Below are 19,850 nucleotides of genomic sequence, written 5' to 3' on the forward strand. Positions count from 1 at the left end.
CCCGATTCGACTCTGTTATGACCACAATAAATATTCAACAAATGATGGCCGACAGCGGCGTGGCGTTCGGCACCAGCGGCGCCCGCGGCTTGGTCAGCCAAATGACCGACCAGGTTTGCGCGGCCTATACCTTGGCATTTTTGCAGGGCTTGAATCTGGCCGAACCGGGCCAGAAAATCGCCTTGGGCATGGATTTGCGCCCGTCCAGCCCCGGCATCGTCCAGGCCTGCGCGGCGGCGATTAAACAGGCAGGCTGCGAAACGATTTTCTGCGGCGCATTGCCGACCCCGGCCCTGGCCTTTTACGCGATGTCGCAACATATTCCGGCCATCATGGTGACCGGCAGTCATATTCCTTTCGACCGTAACGGTATCAAGTTTTACCGGGCCGAAGGCGAAATCAGCAAAGCCGACGAGGCAGCCATTACTCAGGCCGTGGTCGAAGTCGCCGGCTTTGGCGAGGATAAGATGCCGGCGGTTGATTCCGGGGCGCTGGAATTATACAAGCAGCGTTATACCGACTTGTTCGAGCGAGATTTGCTGACCGGCTGGCGGATTGGCATTTACGAACATTCCAGCGTGGCGCGGGATTGTTTGCGCGATATTTTGTCCGGGTTGAGCGCCGAGGTGATTAGCCTGGCCCGGACCGACACCTTCGTGCCCATCGATACCGAAGCCGTCAGCGAGACAGACCGTCAACGCGGGCTGGACTGGGCCAAGGAATATGGCCTGGACGCCATCATTTCCACCGACGGCGACGGCGACCGGCCGCTGATTGCCGATGAAACCGGAAACTGGCTGCGCGGCGACATCGTCGGCTTGCTGTGCGCGCGGTTTTTAGGCGCGGACACGGTAGTCACTCCGGTGAGTTGTAATACCGCCATCGAGGCGTCCGGCGCATTCAAACAGGTGCTTCGCACCCGCATCGGCTCGCCGTACGTGATCGCCGGCATGGAACAGGCCGAGGCCGAAGGCAGCCCCAGCGTGGCCGGCTTCGAAGCCAACGGCGGCTTTTTGGCGGGCAATGGCTTACAAGTTGCCGGCCGCATGCTAGCCGCGCTGCCTACCCGCGATGCGCTGTTACCGGCTTTGGTGTTATTGGCCATGGCTAAACGGCAGCATTGCAAATTATCGGCCTTAACCGCCAACCTGCCGCAACGCTACACCGCCAGCGATCGGCTGCAGGATTTTCCAACGGCCAACAGCCAAGTTTTGCTGGCGCAATTGCAACAGGACGATACCGCGTGTGCAAGTCTTTGGGGGAAGGCATTGGGCTCGGTCGCACAGCGCGATTTAACCGACGGCCTGCGCTTGACGTTCACCAACGGCGAAATCGTCCATTTACGCCCCTCCGGCAATGCGCCAGAGTTACGTTGTTATGCGGAAAGCGATAACATGCCACGGGCACGGGACCTGGTAAACCTGACGCTGCACGGCATTTCCAGGCAATACGCCGCTTAATGCTCAGTTAAGAATACCTGTAGTATGCTGTCGCCGCGTTACATTCATAACACGAGGAATCATTCATGAATAATAAAATAATTATCATCGGCTCATTGTTATTTGCATCCAGCACTGCATTTGCCGAAACTTCCTTACTCGAAGCGGCGGGCAAACAATTAATTAAAGATAAAGCAACGGCGGTGGCGCCGGGCGCGGTCGAAAAAGTTGAAGCCGCCGGCCAGGCGGTCGACAGTGCCAAAGCGGCTAAAGCGGCAGTTGAAACAGCGCCCGAAGTAGTAACCGATCAAGCCACGGAAACCGTGAAAAGTGCCGCCGAAGAAAAAGTGAAAGCAGCTGTCCCCGCTGAAGCGACACAAGCGGTAGATACCGTAAAATCAGGTAAAGCCGTGATGGATGCCGCGCCTAAATCCACCGGCGAGGCTGCCGAGGCCGTCAAAAATAAAGCCAGCCAAAAGGCTACCGAAAAAGCTTTTGACTTGCTGAGATAAGTCCAACATCAAAAAGGCCGGAACAATCCGGCCTTTTTAACTTTATCGAGCTTGCCTGAATCTTATGCTTTGATCATGGCGAAACTGTCGTGATCTTCCACTGCGGCAGCGGCTCTTCTGATCAATTCAAGATTGGTTTCGTGCTGCATCATACCCCCTATCGCCAACGTCACCACCATGGCCTCGAACGGATAGACCAGATGCATCCGATAACGCCGCAGCAGATTATCCTCATCCAGCCCGGCCGCCCCGGTATTGGCCAATTGCTCGACATACTGATCCAATAGACTCTTTTCGTGTTTACGCCGCAGCTGCGGCTCCAACGCCGTCGCCAAAAAATACGCCACATCGCCGATCCCTTCGCCGATGCGCACCAGTTGCCAGTCCAAAAAACCCGGTTCCGCGCCGGCCCAAAAAATATTGCCGGGATGGCAGTCGTAGTGCACCAGCGTTTTGGCATCCGTGTTCAATAATTGTTTGATAGCGCGCCGGTTGACCGCATAATTCAGGGCCGGCCGGTGGAGTTTTTTCCCGATCAAACCGCCGGCTTGATGCAAGCCGCGTTTCATAAAAGGGTAAGCCATCAGCGTACCCATATGGTTTTCCATTTGGTGAGAGAAACCGTTTAACCAGCGGTGCCCGTGCAACAGGCTGGGCTTGTTTCGATAATGGCCATGCAGTTGCGCCAAATGGGTAATCACCCGGCTGGCCTGATCGTAAGTCAACGCATCGGCGGCCATTCCCGGTCTAAAATCATACTCGGCCAAATCGCTCATTACCAGCGTGGAGCCCCGTCCGAAACGGCTTTCCGCCGCCAAAATGCGCGGCAATTTAAGCGGAATGCCGGCGGAAAGCGAACGGTAAAAACTCACCTCTTTATGCAGAAAACGCGGTACGGCCGTAATTAAGCGCGGTTTCAGCGCCAATGACGGGGTTTTGATAAACCAGCGCGCGGGCACGGCGCCATTGGCATCATGGTGTACTTCAGCCCGCAAACGAGTGGATGTACCTACATCGACCGAATAAACGTCGACGCCAAACACTCTGGCGTCGGGCGCGAAGCGGTTAACGATACGTTGCGCCCATTTTACCGATAAGTCTTTCGGGCGGTGTACCACAATATTTTTATTTGGATTACCCATATCAATATTAAACACTGCTAATACAGCAAAAACAACAAATATCGCCAAGGACTCATCGTTTTTTGCCGGCGATTAGTTTTCCGGTTTCGGTAGTTGCCCGATTTTTAGCCAGGCCCATACCGCTATAGTTAACCAGACGCCGACCAACGGCCCCACCACGCCATCATAAGCAGTATTGACCAGATACAGATAATCGGACTGCAGGTTAACGTTACACAAATCCTTGCTGATTTTGATCTGCCAGACCCAACCGGCATGGCAGCCGATACACAAAGCCAGGCTTTGCGGTACGCGGGTTCTGAGCACCGCCAAAAACACTCCGACTACAAACAGGGCCAGCAAAGCGGTTAAATAGCGGGGGTCCAGCCAATTGACGAAGGCTTCCGCCATTAACCGGAACCCGCTACCAAGCGTTTGTTCGGCATGAGGAATCTGGGTTTTGCTTTTTAAAAAATGCAGCGCCGCATAATAAAACGCACTGACGCCCATGGCGGCAAGCAGCGGCAACCGGCGCCGCAAGGCGCTTAACAGCAAGCCGCGAAACAGCATCTCCTCGCCGACACCGATCAACAAGGCCAAAAATAAGGATAAGGCGGTTTTTTCCAGCACTTTGCCGGGCGTCCAGACCCTTGATGAGTCCCAGACATGCACATCCAAGGCATACAGCAACAGCAGCACCGGCGCCAAGGTCAGCACGGCAAATAACAGGCCTTGCCCCATTTGCTTGAAAAATCTCGGCGCCGGTGTAAAGCCCAGTTCCGCCCAACTCAGCCGCAGCATGTTTCGTAACGGAAAAATACTCAGCAGCAACAGGATCAAGGTCAATTTGCTAATGACTTTGTGTAATGGCAGCACGTCGCCCGCCAAGCGCAGCAAACCGAAACCCAACAGACTGGCCACCGCCGACAACCCCACGATTATCGCCAACGGCGCAAACATCATCGTCAGCCGGCCCATCAGCAAAAATCTCCCCACAGGGTTTGCACCGCGCTCAATGCCGATAACACGGCGGTTTCGGTACGTAAAATTCGGCCCCCCAGCCTGACCGGGATAAACCCGGCCGCTTTGGCAAATTGCCTTTCACTGTCGCTGAAACCGCCTTCCGGGCCGGATAACAGGGTAATGTGATTGTTTTCCGGTCGGCAATCCGCCAGGGTTTGAGCAGCATAAGGATCTAAAAACACCCGTAAGCCCTGCTGCCTGCTCACCCATTCCGCTAACTCGGCAATCTCGTCCATGACCGGCACACGGGTACGGCCTGACTGTTCGGCGGCATGCTGAACAATATGCCGCCAATGCTGCAGGCGCTGCTGTTTTTTGTCGTCATTAAGCTTTGCCACGCAACGTTCGGTGAACAATGGCGTTAATTGGGCTACGCCCAACTCCACCGCTTTTTGTACGGCCCAGTCCATGCGGTCGCCACGGGAAATCCCCATGCCCAGCGTCACCGCCAATGGCGACTCCACGTCGCGATCCGAGAATTGTTCGATTTCCACCCGCACGCATTTGCGGCTGACTTCGCTGAAGCGGCTCCGGTACTCACCGCCCTGGCCATTGAACAATACAATGGCCTGATCCTGCTTGAGCCGTAACACGCTGCGCACATAATGCGCCGCGTCTTCGTCCAGCTCGATACGGCTGCCGACATTGAGCGGCGCGCTGACATATAAACGGGAAACGCGCATCAGTCTTGGGTCGCCAACTGGATGCCATGCCATGCCACTTCGACCATCAGTTCTATCTCCTGCTCGGTAATTACATAGGGCGGCATAAAATAAATGACATTGCCCAGCGGACGCAACAACACACCTTGCGATAATGCGTACTGGTACACTTTTAATCCACGGCGTTGCTGCCAGGGATACGCTTCGCGAGTCAGCCGGTTTTTGACCAACTCAATGGCGAGAATCATGCCGGTTTGGCGAACTTCGGCAACATGCGGATGCTGCTTAAAGCGTTCCGCCGCTCTGGCCATCGCGGCGGCCAATCGGCGGTTATTACCCAGCACATCCTGACTTTGAAACAAGCCGATGGTCGCCAACGCCGCCCGGCAGCCCAAGGCATTTCCGGTGTAACTATGCGAATGCAAAAACGCCGTCAGATTTTGATAATCGTCGTAAAACGCCTGATAGACGGTATCGGTGGTCAATACCGCCGACAACGGCAAATAACCGCCGGTCAGCCCTTTGGACAAGCACATGAAATCCGGGCTGATGTTCGCCTGCTCGCAAGCAAACAGTGTGCTGGTACGACCAAAACCAACCGCAATTTCATCGGCGATCAAATGCACGCGATATTTGTCGCAAGCTTCCCGCAATAACGTCAAATAAACCGGATCGTACATGCGCATGCCGCCGGCGCATTGCACCAGCGGCTCGACAATCACCGCGCTCACCGTGTCCGCATGACGCGCCAAAGTTTGCTCCATATCGGCAAATCGGCGGATGGAATAATCTCGCCAACTTTCACCGGCTTCCCGGTTATAACAATCCGGACTGGCTACGCTGATCACATCCATCAGCAACGGCCCGTAAGTGTCTTTATATAAGGCCACATTACCCACCGCCAGCGCCCCCAAGGTTTCGCCGTGGTAACTATTTTCCAGGGTAACGAATTTGGTTTTCCGGCTTTGGCCCAGATTGCGCCAATAATGGAAACTCATCTTCAGCGCGATTTCAATCGCCGACGAGCCGTTATCGGCGTAAAAGCATTTGTTCAAACCCGGCGGCGTAATTTCCACCAGCTTTTCAGCCAGCTCGACCGCTGCCTGATGGGTAAAGCCGCCCAGGATCACATGCTCCAACGTATCCAGCTGGGCTTTTACGGCATGATTGATAACGGGATTACAATGCCCGAACAGATTCACCCACCAGGAGCTGACGGCATCCAAATAACGCTTGCCGTCGAAATCCTCCAACCACACACCCTGGCCGGATTTGATCGGAATCAGCGGCAGTTGCTCATGATCCTTCATCTGGCTGCAGGGATGCCAGAGCACGGCCAAATCGCGTTTAACAAGAGTTTGATTATTCATCGGTCAAAACTGAAAAAGGGGCTTTTCAGCCCCTTTGTATTGAGTCAAATAAACGCTTAGTAACGATAATGGTCCGGTTTATAAGGGCCTTCGACCGGTACATTAATATACGCCGCCTGTTCGGGGCTCAACTGGGTCAATTTGACGCCGATTTGCGCCAAATGCGCGCGGGCCACTTTTTCATCCAGTTTTTTCGGCAATACATAGACCTTGTTTTCGTAGCCGCCTGCGTTGGTCCACAATTCGATTTGGGCCAACACTTGGTTACAGAAAGAGTTGGACATCACGAAGCTAGGGTGGCCGGTAGCGCAACCCAAATTCACCAAGCGGCCTTCCGCCAACACGATGATGCGCTTGCCGTCGGGGAAGATCACATGATCGACTTGCGGCTTGATGTTTTCCCAGGTGTACTGGCGAATCGCGGCAATTTCGATTTCGGAATCGAAGTGGCCGATATTGCAGACGATGGCTTGGTCGCGCATGGCTTTCATGTGTTCATGCGTAATGACGCCCACATTGCCGGTCGCGGTAACGAAGATATTGGCGAGAGGTGCCGCTTCGTCCATGGTTACTACGCGGTAGCCTTCCATGGCCGCCTGCAGGGCGCAGATCGGGTCGATTTCGGTAATCAGCACGGTGGCGCCCAAGCCGCGCAACGATTGCGCGCAGCCTTTACCCACGTCGCCGTAACCGCATACCACGGCGATCTTACCCGCCACCATGACGTCGGTGGCGCGTTTGATACCGTCGACCAGGGATTCGCGGCAACCGTACAGGTTATCGAATTTGGATTTGGTAACCGAGTCGTTGACGTTGAAGGCAGGCACTTTCAGCGTGCCTTTGGCAACCCGCTCGGTCAAGCGCAGCACGCCGGTAGTGGTTTCTTCCGATAAACCTTTCACCTCGGCCATCAATTCCGGGAAGTTGTCGTGCATCATATTGGTCAAATCGCCGCCGTCGTCCAGAATCATATTCGGACGCCAGCCGTTCGAACCCAGGATGGTTTGCTCTATACACCATTCGGCTTCGGCCTCGGTTTCGCCTTTCCAGGCAAACACCGGAACACCGGCCGCCGCAATCGCCGCCGCCGCATGATCCTGAGTCGAGAAGATGTTGCAGGACGACCAGCGCACTTCGGCGCCCAGTGCAGTCAGGGTTTCGATCAGCACCGCGGTTTGGATGGTCATGTGCAAGCAACCGGCGATACGCGCGCCTTTTAGCGGCTGTTGCGCACCGAATTCCGCGCGCAAAGCCATCAGACCCGGCATTTCGGTTTCGGCGATGTTGATTTCTTTCCGTCCCCAGTCCGCCAGGCTAATGTCGGCGACTTTGTAATCGGTTTGACTCATTCTATTGCTCCCTAAATATTAAATGCCGGCGGCGTCTTTTAACGCTTCGGCTTTATCGGTTTTTTCCCAGCTAAAGCTGGCTTCGTTACGCCCGAAATGTCCATAGGCCGCTGTTGGGCGGTAAATCGGTTTCAACAAGCCCAATTGCGCGATCAAGCCTTTCGGTCTCAAATCGAAATGCTCGCGGATGATTTCGACCAAACGCGCTTCTTCGACTTTACCGGTACCAAAAGTTTCAACGGTGATGGAAGTTGGCTCGGCCACGCCGATCGCATAAGACACTTGTATCTCGCAACGTTCCGCCAAACCGGCGGCGACGATGTTTTTGGCTACATAGCGGGCCATATAGGCAGCCGATCTATCCACTTTGGACGGATCCTTACCGGAGAATGCGCCGCCACCGTGTCTGGCCATACCGCCGTAGGTATCGACGATAATTTTACGGCCGGTCAAGCCGCAGTCGCCCACCGGGCCGCCGATAATGAACTGGCCGGTCGGGTTGATGAAATATTTGGTGTCTTTATGCAGCCATTCCGCCGGCAGGGTTGGCAGAATGATTTCGTCCATCACCGCTTCTTCCAACAGTTTGCCGCCAACTTCGGGGGCATGCTGAGTCGACAGAACCACGGCATCGATCGCGACCGGCTTATTGTTCTCGTAGCGGAAAGTCACCTGGCTTTTGGCGTCCGGACGCAACCAGGGCAGAGTTTTGTTTTTACGCAATTGCGCCTGTCTTTCTACTAATCGATGAGCGTAAGTAATCGGAGCCGGCATGAACACGTCGGTTTCATTGCTGGCATAGCCGAACATCAAACCTTGGTCGCCAGCGCCTTGTTCGTGATTGTCGGACTCATCCACACCCATGGCGATATCCGCCGATTGTTTGCCTATAGCATTCAACACCGCGCAACTGTTACCATCGAAACCGATGTCGCCGTGATCGTAACCGATTTCACAAACGACTTTTCTGACCAGTTCTTCGGTGTCCACCCAGGCATCGGTGGTAATCTCGCCGGCCAGGATCACCATACCGGTTTTTACCAAGGTTTCGCACGCGACTCTGGAACGCGGGTCTTGCGCCAGCAATGCATCGACAACAGCATCGGAAATTTGGTCGGCCACTTTATCGGGATGACCTTCGGATACGGATTCAGAGGTAAAAAGATAGTTATTATTCACGGTGACACACCTCGCGATTAAATAGTGTGAATATAGAAAAGGCCGCTTTAAACGGCCTTGGGTATTATGGTGGGCCCTGTAGGACTTGAACCTACGACCTGCCGATTATGAGTCGGAAGCTCTAACCAACTGAGCTAAGGGCCCGGCGTTTATTCGCCATCCAGGAAACAGCGCAATTGCTCCGACCTTGACGGATGGCGTAACTTTCTAAGCGCTTTGGCCTCGATCTGACGAATCCTTTCCCGGGTAACGTCAAATTGCTTACCCACCTCTTCAAGAGTATGGTCGGTATTCATGTTGATGCCAAAACGCATGCGTAACACTTTCGCTTCCCGAGCAGTCAAACCCGCCAACACATTCTGAGTCGATTCGCGAAGGCCGGCGATTGTAGCAGATTCCACCGGCGATAGCATCTTGGAATCTTCGATAAAATCCCCCAGATGCGAGTCTTCATCGTCGCCGATCGGGGTTTCCATGGAAATCGGCTCTTTGGCGATTTTCAGAACCTTACGGATTTTATCCTCCGGCATTTCCATGCGCTCGGCCAATTCTTCCGGCGTCGCTTCCCGGCCCATCTCTTGCAAAATCTGTCTGGAGACGCGATTCAGCTTGTTGATGGTTTCTATCATGTGCACCGGAATCCGGATGGTCCTGGCTTGATCCGCAATCGAACGCGTGATGGCCTGCCGAATCCACCAAGTCGCATAAGTCGAAAACTTATACCCTCGGCGGTATTCGAACTTATCCACCGCCTTCATCAAACCGATATTGCCCTCCTGGATCAAATCCAGGAATTGAAGACCTCGATTGGTGTATTTTTTGGCAATGGATATCACCAAACGCAGGTTGGCCTCGATCATTTCTTTTTTGGCGCGTCTGGCCTTGGCTTCGCCCAGCGAAATATTGCGGCAAATATTTTTCAAATTCGCAATGCTCAGCCCGTGCCGCGCTTCAATGTCGGCCAACCTCTGCTGGGCGGATTGGATTTTTTCCCGGTTGGCGTTCAGCGCATCGGCATATTTAGGGTTGTCCTGAATAAACTGATCCAGCCAATTCAATTGCGCTTCATTTTCGGTGAAGGCATTAATAAAATCCCGGCGCGGTATTTTGGTTTTTTTTACGCAAGCATCCATCACCTGCTTTTCCTGCTCGCGAATTGCCGCTATCAATTCGTCGGCAATAGACGTCATTCTTTTTAAATATTGCGGCGTCCATTTGAACTGGGAAAAAATCTCGCTCAGCGCATCGAAAGCCTTTTCCGACTTATCATGGCCGTAGCCGTGTTTTTTCACGGCCGCCACCGCAGTCTTTAAAGCCTTTTTCAGCAAATCGACTTTTTCCTTGACTTCATTATAATCGATGACCTTAACTTCTTCGTCGTCAGCCTCTTCCGCGGGTGTTTCTATTTCAATTTCATCAACTTCGACATCATCGATGTCGCTGTAGTCGACAAAACCTTGCACCAAGTCCCCCAGACGCGTGCTCGACTCCTCGTCGGCTACATTGGAAAAGGCTTCGATAAACGCGTCCACAATGAATCCGGATCGAGCAATGGCCGCTACCACTTGCCGCTGGCCTTCTTCAATGCGTTTAGCAATTTTCAGCTCTTGCTCGCGCGTCAGCAACTCAACAGACCCCATCTCGCGCATATATAGACGCACCGGATCAGTTGTTCGGCCGAACTCGCTATCGACGGAAGCCAGTGCGGCCACTTCGGCCACCTCTTCGTCGTCGTCGGCGGAAACAACCGTATCGGCAGTAATCAGGGAATCGTCGTCGTCAGGCGCAACTTCATACACCTGAATACCCATGTCATTGATCATGCCGATAATATCGTCAATCTGCTCGGGATCGATGATGTCGCTAGGTAAATGGTCGTTAACCTCGGCGTAGGTCAAATAACCTTGCGCCTTACCTTTTGCTATCAGCTGTTTCAGTTGGGATTGCTGTTGTTCTTGATTCATTCTTTACTCACAATACGTTTCAGCACCAGGCACCGCAGAACAGGGCATTTTAACAGTAAATGACAACACAATCATCTACAAACTTTCTTTCAGCAATGTCCGCAATGCCTGCTTTTCTTCTATAGTCAGTCCGTCACGGCCCTCCTTCGCCAACAACTCGCTCAATTTTTCCTGCCTAGCTCGTCTTCGCAACTGGGTCAAAGCGCCGGAAAATTCGGCTTCTTCGCCACCCTCGGGCACGTTAAGCTCCATACCCGCCAAAGCCGTGACCGTTTTTTCATAAGACGATCCGCGATAAGCTTCCAACAAGATTGCGCCATTTTCCGGTTTTTCAAGGGCAATTTTGTGTAAAACATCCTCCAACACTTCCTGACCGGCATATTGCAAGCCATCAAGACTTAAATCCTGCCTTACGGCCACATGCCGTAAATTAGGATGCTGTATCAACAACGCCAAAACCCGCCGCACCAAACTGGGTCTCTTTTGATTCGACCCATTCACTATCCCCATGTTCCGTGGCCTAAGTGTAGCCGTATTTTCAGGAACATCCACCAACCTTGAGGCCGTCATTTCGCCCAATCGCCGCCACATCATGTCCCTAAAAAAACCGGAAGGAATCTTTTCCAGCTGCGGCTTGGCCGCGGCCATTAATTGCGACCGCCCTTCAATAGTCGACAAATCCAACTGACCGGCCACAGCCTCAAAAAAATAATCCGACAACACCGTCGCATCGTTTATTCTTGCCTGAAAACCGGACACCCCTTCCGCCCTAACCAGCGAATCCGGGTCATGACCTTGCGGCAACAGCATGATCTTAATTTGCCTGCCGTCTTTCAGCGCCGGCAAGGCCGACTCCGTAGCCTTCCACGCCGCCTGCCGCCCGGCGTTATCGCCATCAAAGCAGAACACCAATTCCGCGGCAAATCGGAACAGCAAATCGACCTGCGCCTTGGATGTCGCGGTACCCAAGGCCGCCACCGCATTGCCAATACCGTATTGCGCCAACGCAATCACATCCATATAGCCTTCCACGACCAAAATACGCCCCGGACGACTGTTCTTTTGCAGCAGCTCATTCAAGCCGTAAAGCTCTTTGCTTTTGGAAAAAACCGGCGTTTCCGGCGAATTGAGGTATTTCGGCAAGCCATCGTCCAGAACTCGTCCGCCAAAACCGACCACGCGCTTGCGCTTATCGCGAATCGGAAACATCAACCGGCCGCGAAACCGGTCATACACCTTACCGTCATCCCGCACGACCAACATGCCCGCATCGGTCAAAGCCTGCCGATCAAACCGCCCAAGCAAGCCGTCCCAACCTCGAGGCGCAAACCCCAAACCGAAATCCCTCGCCACTTCGCCGCTCACACCCCGCGCCCTAAGGTAGTCGAGCGCTTTTTCACCTTCGACGCCGAACAACTGCTCCGCGTAAAATGCAGCCACTTGTTCGAGCACACTATAGATCCGCGACACACTTTGCTTATCCGCGCCGCCAGAATCATGTCCATCTTCCCTCGGCACCTCGACACCGACAAATGCCGCCAAATCCTCCACGGCCTCAACAAACCCCAAATGGCTGTACTCCATCACAAAGCTAATGGCATTGCCACTGACCCCGCAACCGAAACAATGATACATCTGCCGATTGCGGCTGACGGAAAAGCTAGGGGTTTTTTCGTTATGAAAAGGACAACGGGCAACATAGTTGCTGCCGTTTTTTTTGAGCGGCACGTGCGAATCGATCAGATCGACGATATCGACCCGCACCAATAAATCATCGATGAACTGCTTGGGGATTCTGCCGGACATATAACCGACAAAAGACGAAGGCTTACGCTGAAAAGCCAGCCTTGATTCTTCCGCTGACAACAGCCATATCCGCACGGCCTTGCATTTGCGGCTTCAGGATAGCCATGACAGCCCCCATATCCTTAATCGATGTCGCCCCGACTTCGGCAATAGCGTTAGCCACCATGACATCTATCTCCGCCTCGGTTAAGGCCTGCGGCAGAAAATCCTGAATTACCCGAACCTCAGCTTCTTCTATTTCCGCCAAATCGATACGATTGGCATCACGAAACTGCTTTATGGACTCGCGGCGCTGCTTTAGCATTTTATCGAGCACAACCAGCACCCGATCGTCGCCCAACTCAACACGCTCGTCGACCTCAACCTGCTTAATGGCCGCCAGCATCATGCGTATCACGCCCAACCTGGCTTTGTCGCCATTTTTCATTGAGGCCTTCATATCATCCTTGATACGCTCCTTTAACAAATCCATTCCAGACAGCCTTAAGTTTGCGGACGGCCGCGGCGCAGGTTTTTCAGCGCATAACGCTCGCGCGCCAATTTTTTCAAATGACGTTTAACGGCCGCAGCACCTTTACGTTTACGTTCCGTAGTTGGTTTTTCATAAAACTCGCGGCGACGCACTTCCGCCAACACGCCGGCTTTTTCGCAAGCGCGTTTAAAACGGCGAATAGCGATATCGAAATGTTCGTTTTCTTTAACTTTAACTGATGGCATTATCAAAAATCCGAATTATGTTAGTATCTTAAAAAATCGTCAGGCAAAAACCAGCCCTGTAAAACCGACGGATTATACCCACAAAATACTTTTATTCAAAAAAATTAATGTACGTTTTAGGCATAGAAACATCTTGCGACGAAACCGCCGTTGCCATTTACCACGCCGAAAAAGGCTTAATAGCTCACACCCTGCACAGCCAGATACTGACGCACAACGAATACGGCGGCGTCGTGCCGGAGCTTGCGTCCCGCGACCACGTGCGAAAATTAATCCCGCTCATCAACCGGGTCTTACGGGACAGCCGATTGGGTTCGACCGATATTAACGGCATTGCCTACACCGCCGGACCGGGATTGATGGGCGCTTTACTCGTCGGCGCCGCCACCGCTCGCAGTTTGGCATGGACCTGGCAAATACCGGCGATTGCCGTGCATCACATGGAAGGTCACCTGCTCGCTCCCATGCTGGAAGAACAACCGCCACGATTTCCTTTTGTTGCGCTGCTAATCTCGGGCGGCCACACCTTACTGATCGAAGTATCCGGCATGGGCCGTTATTGCTTGTTAGGCGAATCGCTGGATGATGCCGCCGGAGAAGCCTTCGATAAAACCGCCAAACTGCTTGGGCTCGATTACCCCGGCGGCCCAGCCTTGTCCAACTTGGCCCGACAGGGCAACCCGCGCTTTAAATTCCCGCGCCCCATGACCGACAGGCCGGGACTGGATTTTAGCTTTAGCGGCCTGAAAACCTTTACCCTGAACACCTACAATACCAGCAATCGATCACTACAGGACAAAGCCGACATTGCCTTTGCATTTCAACAGGCCATAGCCGAAACGCTTACCATCAAATGCAAACGCGCGTTACAACAAACCGGCTTAAGCCGGTTGGTCGTGGCGGGCGGCGTTAGCGCCAATCAGGAAATTCGCCGCCAGCTAGAGCGGATGAGCGAAAAAGCTGGAGCGGATATTTTTTTTCCGCGCCCGGAGTTTTGTACCGATAACGGCGCCATGATTGCCTATGCCGGCTGCCGACGGCTACAGGCCGGCCAAACTCAAGATCTGAATATTTTCGCCCGCCCCCGCTGGCCCATGAATGAATTGCTGAACGCATAGTTCAAGATTCATTGCCCGCCAACAACCGCTGAATATTGCCCTTATGCCGCCATAACAATATCAGCGATATCAATGCAAACACTACGATCAAATTAATATCGCCTACAATCAGCCACACGTACAGCGGCGCCAATGTTGCCGCCACCAACGCGGACAACGATGAAATCTTGCTGACTTTGTAAACCACAAACCAAGTTGCCGCGACCGCTAAACCCAGCGGCCACGCCACGCCAAGCGTCACACCCAAAGATGTTGCAACGCCTTTGCCGCCCTTAAAATCAAAAAACAGCGGATACAGATGCCCCAAAAACGCAGCGAATACCACAAAAGACAACACCAAACTATCCACACCCAACACCTTCGCCAACAAGACCGGGATCAAACCTTTCAATGCATCGCCCGCCAAGGTAATGGCCGCGGCTTTTTTACCGCCGATGCGCATCACATTCGTCGCGCCGGGGTTGCCCGAACCGTTCTCCCTTGGATCGGCCAATCCCATCATTCGACACACAATAATCGCACTGGAAACCGAACCGGTTAAATAAGCCAAGGGCACGAGCAACCATTCCAACATTCAATCAACCTCTCTCATCGGGACTTGTACAGTCGAGCTATTTACTCGATACTGATATAACAAAAATATAATAACCGGAAAGCACTAATGGACATCATTTTTTTAGGCGGCCTTGAAATTGACACCGTGATAGGTATCTACGACTGGGAACGCAGCATCAAACAAAAAATTATCCTAGACATTGAAATGGCTTTCGATATTCGGAAAGCCGCCGCCACGGACGACATCGCCTACACGTTGGATTACAAAACCGTTTCCGACCGCATTGTCGCTTTTGTAGAGGCCAGCGAGTTTTATCTAGTAGAAACCCTGATCGAAGAAATCGCCAAAATTTTGCTGAACGAATTTTCCGTACCGTGGGTAAAAATCGTTCTGAATAAAAAAGGCGCTATTAGCCGGGCACGCGACGTCGGCATCATCATAGAACGCGGGCAAAAATAACATGCCAACAGGTTATATCAGCATCGGCAGCAACATCGACAAAGAAAGCCACATCCCCTCCAGCCTAAAAGCATTGGAGAAAGCGCTCGGTAAACTGGTGTTATCCAGCATTTACGAAACCGAACCCGTGGGCTTTGTCGGCGATAGTTTTTATAACCTGATTGCGCGCTTCGAATCCGACCTTAGCGCCAAGGAAATCGCAAAAACATTGCGGCAAATTGAGCTGGACCACGGCCGCGCACGGGAATCGCAAAAATTCTCGGCCCGCACATTGGATTTGGATTTGATCCTGTACGGAGATCAAGTCATTAACGATGGCCGCCTGCGAATCCCTCGCGATGAAATTGAACGCTATGCCTTCGTGCTGGAACCGCTCGCTGAAATAGCCGGCAACGAAAAGCATCCCATTACCGGCGAAACCTATGCCGACCTTTGGCGGCGTTTCGACAAATCCCAAGCGAAACAAACCAAAATCGAATCGACCCGGCACTAGGTATACAGCATTCTACCGCCGTCCACCGTCAAAACCTGCCCGGTCATATAGGGCGCATCATCGCTCAAATACCCGACCGCTCGGGCAATATCGTCAACTTCCCCGCAACGCTGCAATGCCACCTTTTGCAGGATCTCTGCCTTTTGTTCAGCGCTAATGCCGCGATCCGGCCATAAAATAGCCCCCGGAGCCACGGCGTTGACCCTGACGTCGGGCGCCAATTCCTTGGCCAAACATTTTGTCATCGCCACCAGTCCCGCTTTGGCAATACTATAAACAGGAAACCCCGGCAAACCTTTTTCCGCATGTATGTCGGTAATATTGATAATGCAACCCCGCCGCCGACGTAAGGACGGCGCCAAGGCCTGGGATAAAAAAAAAGGCGCCTTAAGATTGCCGCCCAACAAATCGTCCCAATCGCGCTCGGCAATATCGCCCAATGAGCCGGAATAAAACAAGGAAGCGTTATTAATTAATACATCCACATTGCCCCATGCATATAGCGCTTTCTCGGCTAATGCATGAACCTGCTCCAGCAGCAATAAGTCTGCCGCCACCAAATAAGCCGACTCCGCTCGCAAGCCATTTAATTCCTCAACCAATTGGCTTGCCTCGTGAACCGACCTGTGGCAATGCAAAACTATATTGTAACCATGCGCGTGCAACAAGCGTGCGCAGGCCGCGCCTATCCGCTTCGCCGCTCCGGTAACCAACGCAATTTTAGGCATTATTTTTAGGGCTTATCCCGCGCTCGGCAAACTGGCAATCAGCTTTTTTCTGATCAGGTAACACGCAGCCACCGCGCAAACAACAGGCATTTGCGTTAACAAAAACTCCATGACCGAGTGCTTAGGCACCAAATCCGCCAAGGGCACCACCAATAACATTTTCGCCAACCACCACGTCAGCCAGTAACCGATCAAGCCGATTACGGACCAATTGATCAAAGGCGCATTATGATTCTTGGCCGTCAGATAAAACCAGACCAAAGTAAGAATTCCAAATAATTTAGCCAGAAACAACATAAACCCATCCCGTTTTTATTATTGTGAATACGGCAAGATTTCACCGCTTGGCCAATGTAATCAAATTACCTAAAAACATCAACTATTCCTGATACTTGCGAAACTTATCCCTGCCGGAATGCCGAGAAACCCGAACCAACAGCTTCTTTCGTTACCGTTTACAGGCTTCAAAGTTGGCCGGCCAAACCCTATAATGGCCGGACTATTAAAAGAAAAACCATCAGGAGGCCCTCGTGCGAATTATCAAAATTTTAGTGACGCTGTACGCTGTTAGCTTTAGCGGCATCGGCATGGCGCAATCAACGGGAGGCCACGGCGGCCATGGCGGCAGCGGCGGAGGTAGCGGTACGGATTGCATAAAAGCCAAAATAAGCAGAAACGCGCCTGAGCATTTAGCCACCGTGGCACCGGGTTCGGAATTCTCATTTGCGGCTTCCGGCAGTAACGGCCCCGGCCATATTCATGTCAGCATCAAGCAACACCCCATCGAAGTTACGCTTGAAGATAAAGACACCTTTTATCTGGTGAAAGGCAGACTGCCGGCAGAGATTAAAAATACCGTGGTGCGCATTTCGGTCTCGCTTAAATCCAAATTCAGCAAATGCGACACCGAGGGCGGCTGGCTGTTGAAAGTATCCGAATAAAGCCGCTTTACACGGCCAGCCCTGATACGATAGCACTCAGGACCAAAGGCCGAGGACTATTCAATCCCACTCAAACAGCAGCCATTGATTGATCTCGGTACCTTTATCCAGATCGTTTTTCTTCACATCCATGACGCCGTCGCCGTTTTTGTCCAATAGATAATAAGGCGGCCCGACTTGGGGCTGCACTTTAATCATGTACAATTTTCCATTCCTGCGGTACTCCTGAATGGTGTCCTTGCCTTTACGTATGATAGTAATATCCGGCTCCATTTCCTCTCCGGATTGAATGCGCGGAGGCAACTCCGGCGGCTCGGGCACGGCCGGCGGCTCTTCCAGCGTCTGCTGCGCCCAGACCAGGCCCGGCACAACAAATAGCAAACTCAACACGTACTGGCGAAACATTCGAATCCCTGGATAAGTCTTATTGAAAACACATAATAAACCAGTTTGAGAATGGCAACAGGTTCTAAAGCGGATTTACCATCTTTTTGATCGCAAAAAAAAACCAACGCTCTCCGCAGAGCATTGGTTTTTTCAATATCACTACCGCGAATATCAGCTTTGTTTACGCAGATATTTTTCCACGCCGGTGGTTCTAACGAACCCCGCATCGTCGGCATGAGCATGCTTAACTACATAGCGTTCAACACCGGAAACGGGCGAGGCATCCTTAGCCAATAAACTCTGCTTAGACATGTATCTGGCCACGCCGGTTAGTTCAGCGCTTTCCTTATCTTGCAACTCCTGGCGCAACAAATACTTGCTGACAGAACTAACGGACACAACCGGCTTGGCAACCAGAATCCGCTTGGCCAAATATTTACTCACCCCGGTTTGAGGTGCCTGTTGCCTGGCCAAAGTTGCTTGCTTCGCCAGATACTTGGCAACACCGCTCATGGGTTCCAACTGGCTTTGCAATTGAATCTGCTTGGCCAAATATCTAGCCACTCCGGTTGGCTTGGCAACATCGGAGGCGGCTTGTCTGGCTATATATTGAGCAACACGCGAGCCTTCAAAGACCTCCTCGGTAGGATCGTCTAAATCCCGTGTCTTTTCGGCTTGCTCGGCTTGTTGCAATGCTCGTTCCGCTTGCATGCCGGCTTCCTGTTCCCGATAACGCGCCACCAACGCTGCCGCCGCAGCTTTTTTAGCCGCTAGAGCCTGCTGCGCTACAAATTTGGCCACCCCTGTAGCCGGCACCCGTTCTTGCTCCATTTTTTCCAGCGATTTTATATAATTGGCCACACCGGTAACTTTTGGCGCATCCTTGGCAAGCAAGGTTTGTTTGCTGACATACTTGGCGACACCCGTCGCTAGAGGCGCATCCTTTGCCTGCAATTCATTTTTCAGCACATATTTAGCCACGCCGGTAACACCTGGCGACGCGCTTTCGCGCATGCTTTGCTTGGTCACGTACTTGGCGACTCCCGTCACCACATGACCCTCGTATTCTTGCTTGGTCACGTATTTAGCAACGCCGGTAACCGGAATTTCGCGCGATAAAATCGATTGCTTCAACAAATATTTAGCAACCCGCGTGATAGGGTTTTCGCTTTGCTGAGATAGATATTTCTCAACTCCGCTCGGCTCAGGCTCAATTATCGCTTCGGGCTCGACAATCTCTTCAATAATCTCTTCGACGACGTCTTCTTCGACATCTTCCAACACAGCCTCTTCAACCTGAATTTCTTCCTCGGGTTCAGGCTCGGGCCCTTCAATAACCGGCTTATTGGCATCTTCAAACGCTTGCAGCTGCGCCAAATACCGTTCAACGCCTGTTTGCTCAAGTTTTTTTAGATAGCGGGCAACGCCAGTCAATTGAGCGCCTTCTTCGTTGGCAGCGGCGCCTCTTGCTTCGACTGCACCGCCCGCTGACGGTTTATCGAAAAACAAGGGCGGCAAAATGCCAAATAAGCTATTCATCAAACTGTTTTTTTTCATTTGAGAATACTCCTGAATGAATTAATGTCGTGCACAACAACACCGGGTTGTTTACACCTTCTTTATTACCAAACGCGCCCATTACAAAAACTGGCCACAATCATTTATTTTTATTCTTAGTTGCTTTCGCTAAAAAGCACTTTTGGCTGAAAACTGCTAGCCGGATATTTAGGATCTACTTCCGCTACAACATCTTGCTTCGCTGTATCAGCCTGACTGACACAAGGAACTGCCGCACTGTTGGCCGGTACCGCTGATTCAACGACAACCGACTCATCCCTGAACAACACTTTCGGCTGGAAATCGGCAGCGGGATAATCCTGCGCATTAACGGCCGAGGCCGCCAATAATAACCCAACGAGCATTCCTTGGTTCAATTGTGTTTTTTTCATTGCTTATACCTTACTCAATTATTAAAACGCCGGCTTTTGCAGGCCACGCCCGCAAAAGCCGGTATAAACGGTCTTAA

At 52.4% G+C, this 19,850-nt stretch carries 22 protein-coding genes and 1 tRNA gene; 6 read left to right on the forward strand and 17 right to left on the reverse strand.

All coding sequences use genetic code 11. The features are described 5' to 3' along the window. The first annotated feature begins 17 nt into the window (after nucleotides 1–17). On the forward strand, nucleotides 18–1,460 hold the full coding sequence (locus tag NP596_RS06295) for a phosphomannomutase (protein ID WP_256614429.1): 1,443 nt from the start codon (nucleotides 18–20) through the stop codon (nucleotides 1,458–1,460). Nucleotides 1,461–1,525: 65 nt separating this feature from the next. After that, the gene (locus tag NP596_RS06300; protein ID WP_256614430.1) at nucleotides 1,526–1,951 is read left to right on the forward strand and encodes a hypothetical protein; all 426 of its coding nucleotides are present in this window, start codon (nucleotides 1,526–1,528) and stop codon (nucleotides 1,949–1,951) included. 62 nt (nucleotides 1,952–2,013) lie between these two features. Here the strand turns inward: NP596_RS06300 and NP596_RS06305 are convergent, their stop codons facing one another. The 11 genes from NP596_RS06305 to rpsU all read right to left on the reverse strand — a co-directional run bounded on the left by NP596_RS06305 (nucleotide 2,014) and on the right by rpsU (nucleotide 13,142). Continuing rightward, nucleotides 2,014–3,093: a phosphotransferase gene (locus NP596_RS06305; protein WP_256614431.1), complete on the reverse strand. Its 1,080-nt coding sequence runs from the start codon at nucleotides 3,091–3,093 to the stop codon at nucleotides 2,014–2,016. A 72-nt stretch (nucleotides 3,094–3,165) separates the two neighbouring features. Then, the gene (locus NP596_RS06310; RefSeq protein ID WP_256614433.1) at nucleotides 3,166–4,068 is read right to left on the reverse strand and encodes a CPBP family glutamic-type intramembrane protease; all 903 of its coding nucleotides are present in this window, start codon (nucleotides 4,066–4,068) and stop codon (nucleotides 3,166–3,168) included. Next, the gene (locus tag NP596_RS06315; protein ID WP_256614434.1) at nucleotides 4,050–4,778 is read right to left on the reverse strand and encodes a 16S rRNA (uracil(1498)-N(3))-methyltransferase; all 729 of its coding nucleotides are present in this window, start codon (nucleotides 4,776–4,778) and stop codon (nucleotides 4,050–4,052) included. Before NP596_RS06315 ends, NP596_RS06310 begins: the two co-directional genes overlap by 19 nt. Then, a complete protein-coding gene (locus NP596_RS06320; RefSeq protein ID WP_256614435.1) occupies nucleotides 4,778–6,127 on the reverse strand; it encodes an adenosylmethionine--8-amino-7-oxononanoate transaminase in 1,350 nt (449 codons plus the stop codon). Before NP596_RS06320 ends, NP596_RS06315 begins: the two co-directional genes overlap by 1 nt. Nucleotides 6,128–6,183: 56 nt before the next feature. Continuing rightward, on the reverse strand, nucleotides 6,184–7,476 hold the full coding sequence (ahcY, locus tag NP596_RS06325; protein ID WP_256614436.1) for an adenosylhomocysteinase: 1,293 nt from the start codon (nucleotides 7,474–7,476) through the stop codon (nucleotides 6,184–6,186). Between the two features lie 18 nt (nucleotides 7,477–7,494). Then, the gene (gene metK / locus NP596_RS06330) at nucleotides 7,495–8,655 is read right to left on the reverse strand and encodes a methionine adenosyltransferase (RefSeq protein ID WP_256614437.1); all 1,161 of its coding nucleotides are present in this window, start codon (nucleotides 8,653–8,655) and stop codon (nucleotides 7,495–7,497) included. A 67-nt stretch (nucleotides 8,656–8,722) separates the two neighbouring features. Then, nucleotides 8,723–8,799 (reverse strand) — tRNA-Ile (locus tag NP596_RS06335). Nucleotides 8,800–8,804: 5 nt separating this feature from the next. After that, nucleotides 8,805–10,619: an RNA polymerase sigma factor RpoD gene (gene rpoD / locus NP596_RS06340; RefSeq protein WP_256614438.1), complete on the reverse strand. Its 1,815-nt coding sequence runs from the start codon at nucleotides 10,617–10,619 to the stop codon at nucleotides 8,805–8,807. A 75-nt stretch (nucleotides 10,620–10,694) separates the two neighbouring features. Further along, nucleotides 10,695–12,425 (reverse strand): DNA primase, encoded by a 1,731-nt coding sequence (gene dnaG, locus NP596_RS06345; RefSeq protein ID WP_256614452.1) that lies wholly within the window; start codon nucleotides 12,423–12,425, stop codon nucleotides 10,695–10,697. A gap of 22 nt (nucleotides 12,426–12,447) precedes the next feature. Further along, nucleotides 12,448–12,897 (reverse strand): GatB/YqeY domain-containing protein, encoded by a 450-nt coding sequence (locus NP596_RS06350; protein WP_256614439.1) that lies wholly within the window; start codon nucleotides 12,895–12,897, stop codon nucleotides 12,448–12,450. An 11-nt stretch (nucleotides 12,898–12,908) separates the two neighbouring features. Continuing rightward, nucleotides 12,909–13,142 (reverse strand): 30S ribosomal protein S21, encoded by a 234-nt coding sequence (gene rpsU, locus NP596_RS06355; RefSeq protein WP_013817466.1) that lies wholly within the window; start codon nucleotides 13,140–13,142, stop codon nucleotides 12,909–12,911. Nucleotides 13,143–13,249: 107 nt separating this feature from the next. Between rpsU and tsaD the strand changes: the two genes are divergently transcribed. Then, complete coding sequence (gene tsaD, locus NP596_RS06360) at nucleotides 13,250–14,260, forward strand: tRNA (adenosine(37)-N6)-threonylcarbamoyltransferase complex transferase subunit TsaD (RefSeq protein ID WP_256614440.1); 1,011 nt, start codon at nucleotides 13,250–13,252, stop codon at nucleotides 14,258–14,260. Between the two features lies 1 nt (nucleotide 14,261). Here tsaD and plsY read toward each other — a convergent pair whose 3' ends face one another. Continuing rightward, the gene (gene plsY / locus NP596_RS06365; RefSeq protein ID WP_256614441.1) at nucleotides 14,262–14,834 is read right to left on the reverse strand and encodes a glycerol-3-phosphate 1-O-acyltransferase PlsY; all 573 of its coding nucleotides are present in this window, start codon (nucleotides 14,832–14,834) and stop codon (nucleotides 14,262–14,264) included. An 87-nt stretch (nucleotides 14,835–14,921) separates the two neighbouring features. On the opposite strand from plsY, the gene folB reads away from it, so the two are divergent. After that, nucleotides 14,922–15,275, forward strand: coding sequence for a dihydroneopterin aldolase (gene folB / locus NP596_RS06370; RefSeq protein WP_256614442.1), 354 nt, complete (start codon nucleotides 14,922–14,924; stop codon nucleotides 15,273–15,275). 1 nt (nucleotide 15,276) lies between these two features. Further along, nucleotides 15,277–15,768 (forward strand): 2-amino-4-hydroxy-6-hydroxymethyldihydropteridine diphosphokinase, encoded by a 492-nt coding sequence (folK, locus tag NP596_RS06375; RefSeq protein ID WP_256614443.1) that lies wholly within the window; start codon nucleotides 15,277–15,279, stop codon nucleotides 15,766–15,768. On the opposite strand, the gene NP596_RS06380 is transcribed toward folK, so the two are convergent. After that, nucleotides 15,765–16,496 (reverse strand): pteridine reductase, encoded by a 732-nt coding sequence (locus NP596_RS06380; protein ID WP_256614444.1) that lies wholly within the window; start codon nucleotides 16,494–16,496, stop codon nucleotides 15,765–15,767. The two genes, folK and NP596_RS06380, sit on opposite strands and share 4 nt — an antisense overlap. 12 nt (nucleotides 16,497–16,508) lie before the next feature. Next, complete coding sequence (locus NP596_RS06385) at nucleotides 16,509–16,793, reverse strand: hypothetical protein (RefSeq protein ID WP_256614445.1); 285 nt, start codon at nucleotides 16,791–16,793, stop codon at nucleotides 16,509–16,511. Between the two features lie 233 nt (nucleotides 16,794–17,026). Between NP596_RS06385 and NP596_RS06390 the strand changes: the two genes are divergently transcribed. Further along, a complete protein-coding gene (locus tag NP596_RS06390; RefSeq protein WP_256614446.1) occupies nucleotides 17,027–17,437 on the forward strand; it encodes a hypothetical protein in 411 nt (136 codons plus the stop codon). A 60-nt stretch (nucleotides 17,438–17,497) separates the two neighbouring features. On the opposite strand, the gene NP596_RS06395 is transcribed toward NP596_RS06390, so the two are convergent. The 3 genes from NP596_RS06395 to NP596_RS06405 all read right to left on the reverse strand — a co-directional run bounded on the left by NP596_RS06395 (nucleotide 17,498) and on the right by NP596_RS06405 (nucleotide 19,773). Next, nucleotides 17,498–17,842, reverse strand: coding sequence for a DUF2782 domain-containing protein (locus NP596_RS06395; protein ID WP_256614447.1), 345 nt, complete (start codon nucleotides 17,840–17,842; stop codon nucleotides 17,498–17,500). 153 nt (nucleotides 17,843–17,995) lie between these two features. Continuing rightward, nucleotides 17,996–19,381 (reverse strand): hypothetical protein, encoded by a 1,386-nt coding sequence (locus tag NP596_RS06400; protein WP_256614448.1) that lies wholly within the window; start codon nucleotides 19,379–19,381, stop codon nucleotides 17,996–17,998. Between the two features lie 116 nt (nucleotides 19,382–19,497). After that, nucleotides 19,498–19,773, reverse strand: coding sequence for a hypothetical protein (locus NP596_RS06405; protein ID WP_256614449.1), 276 nt, complete (start codon nucleotides 19,771–19,773; stop codon nucleotides 19,498–19,500). Nucleotides 19,774–19,850: the final 77 nt, after the last annotated feature.

The sequence above is a fragment of the Methylomonas rivi genome (assembly GCF_024505165.1).
GTDB lineage: Bacteria > Pseudomonadota > Gammaproteobacteria > Methylococcales > Methylomonadaceae > Methylomonas > Methylomonas rivi.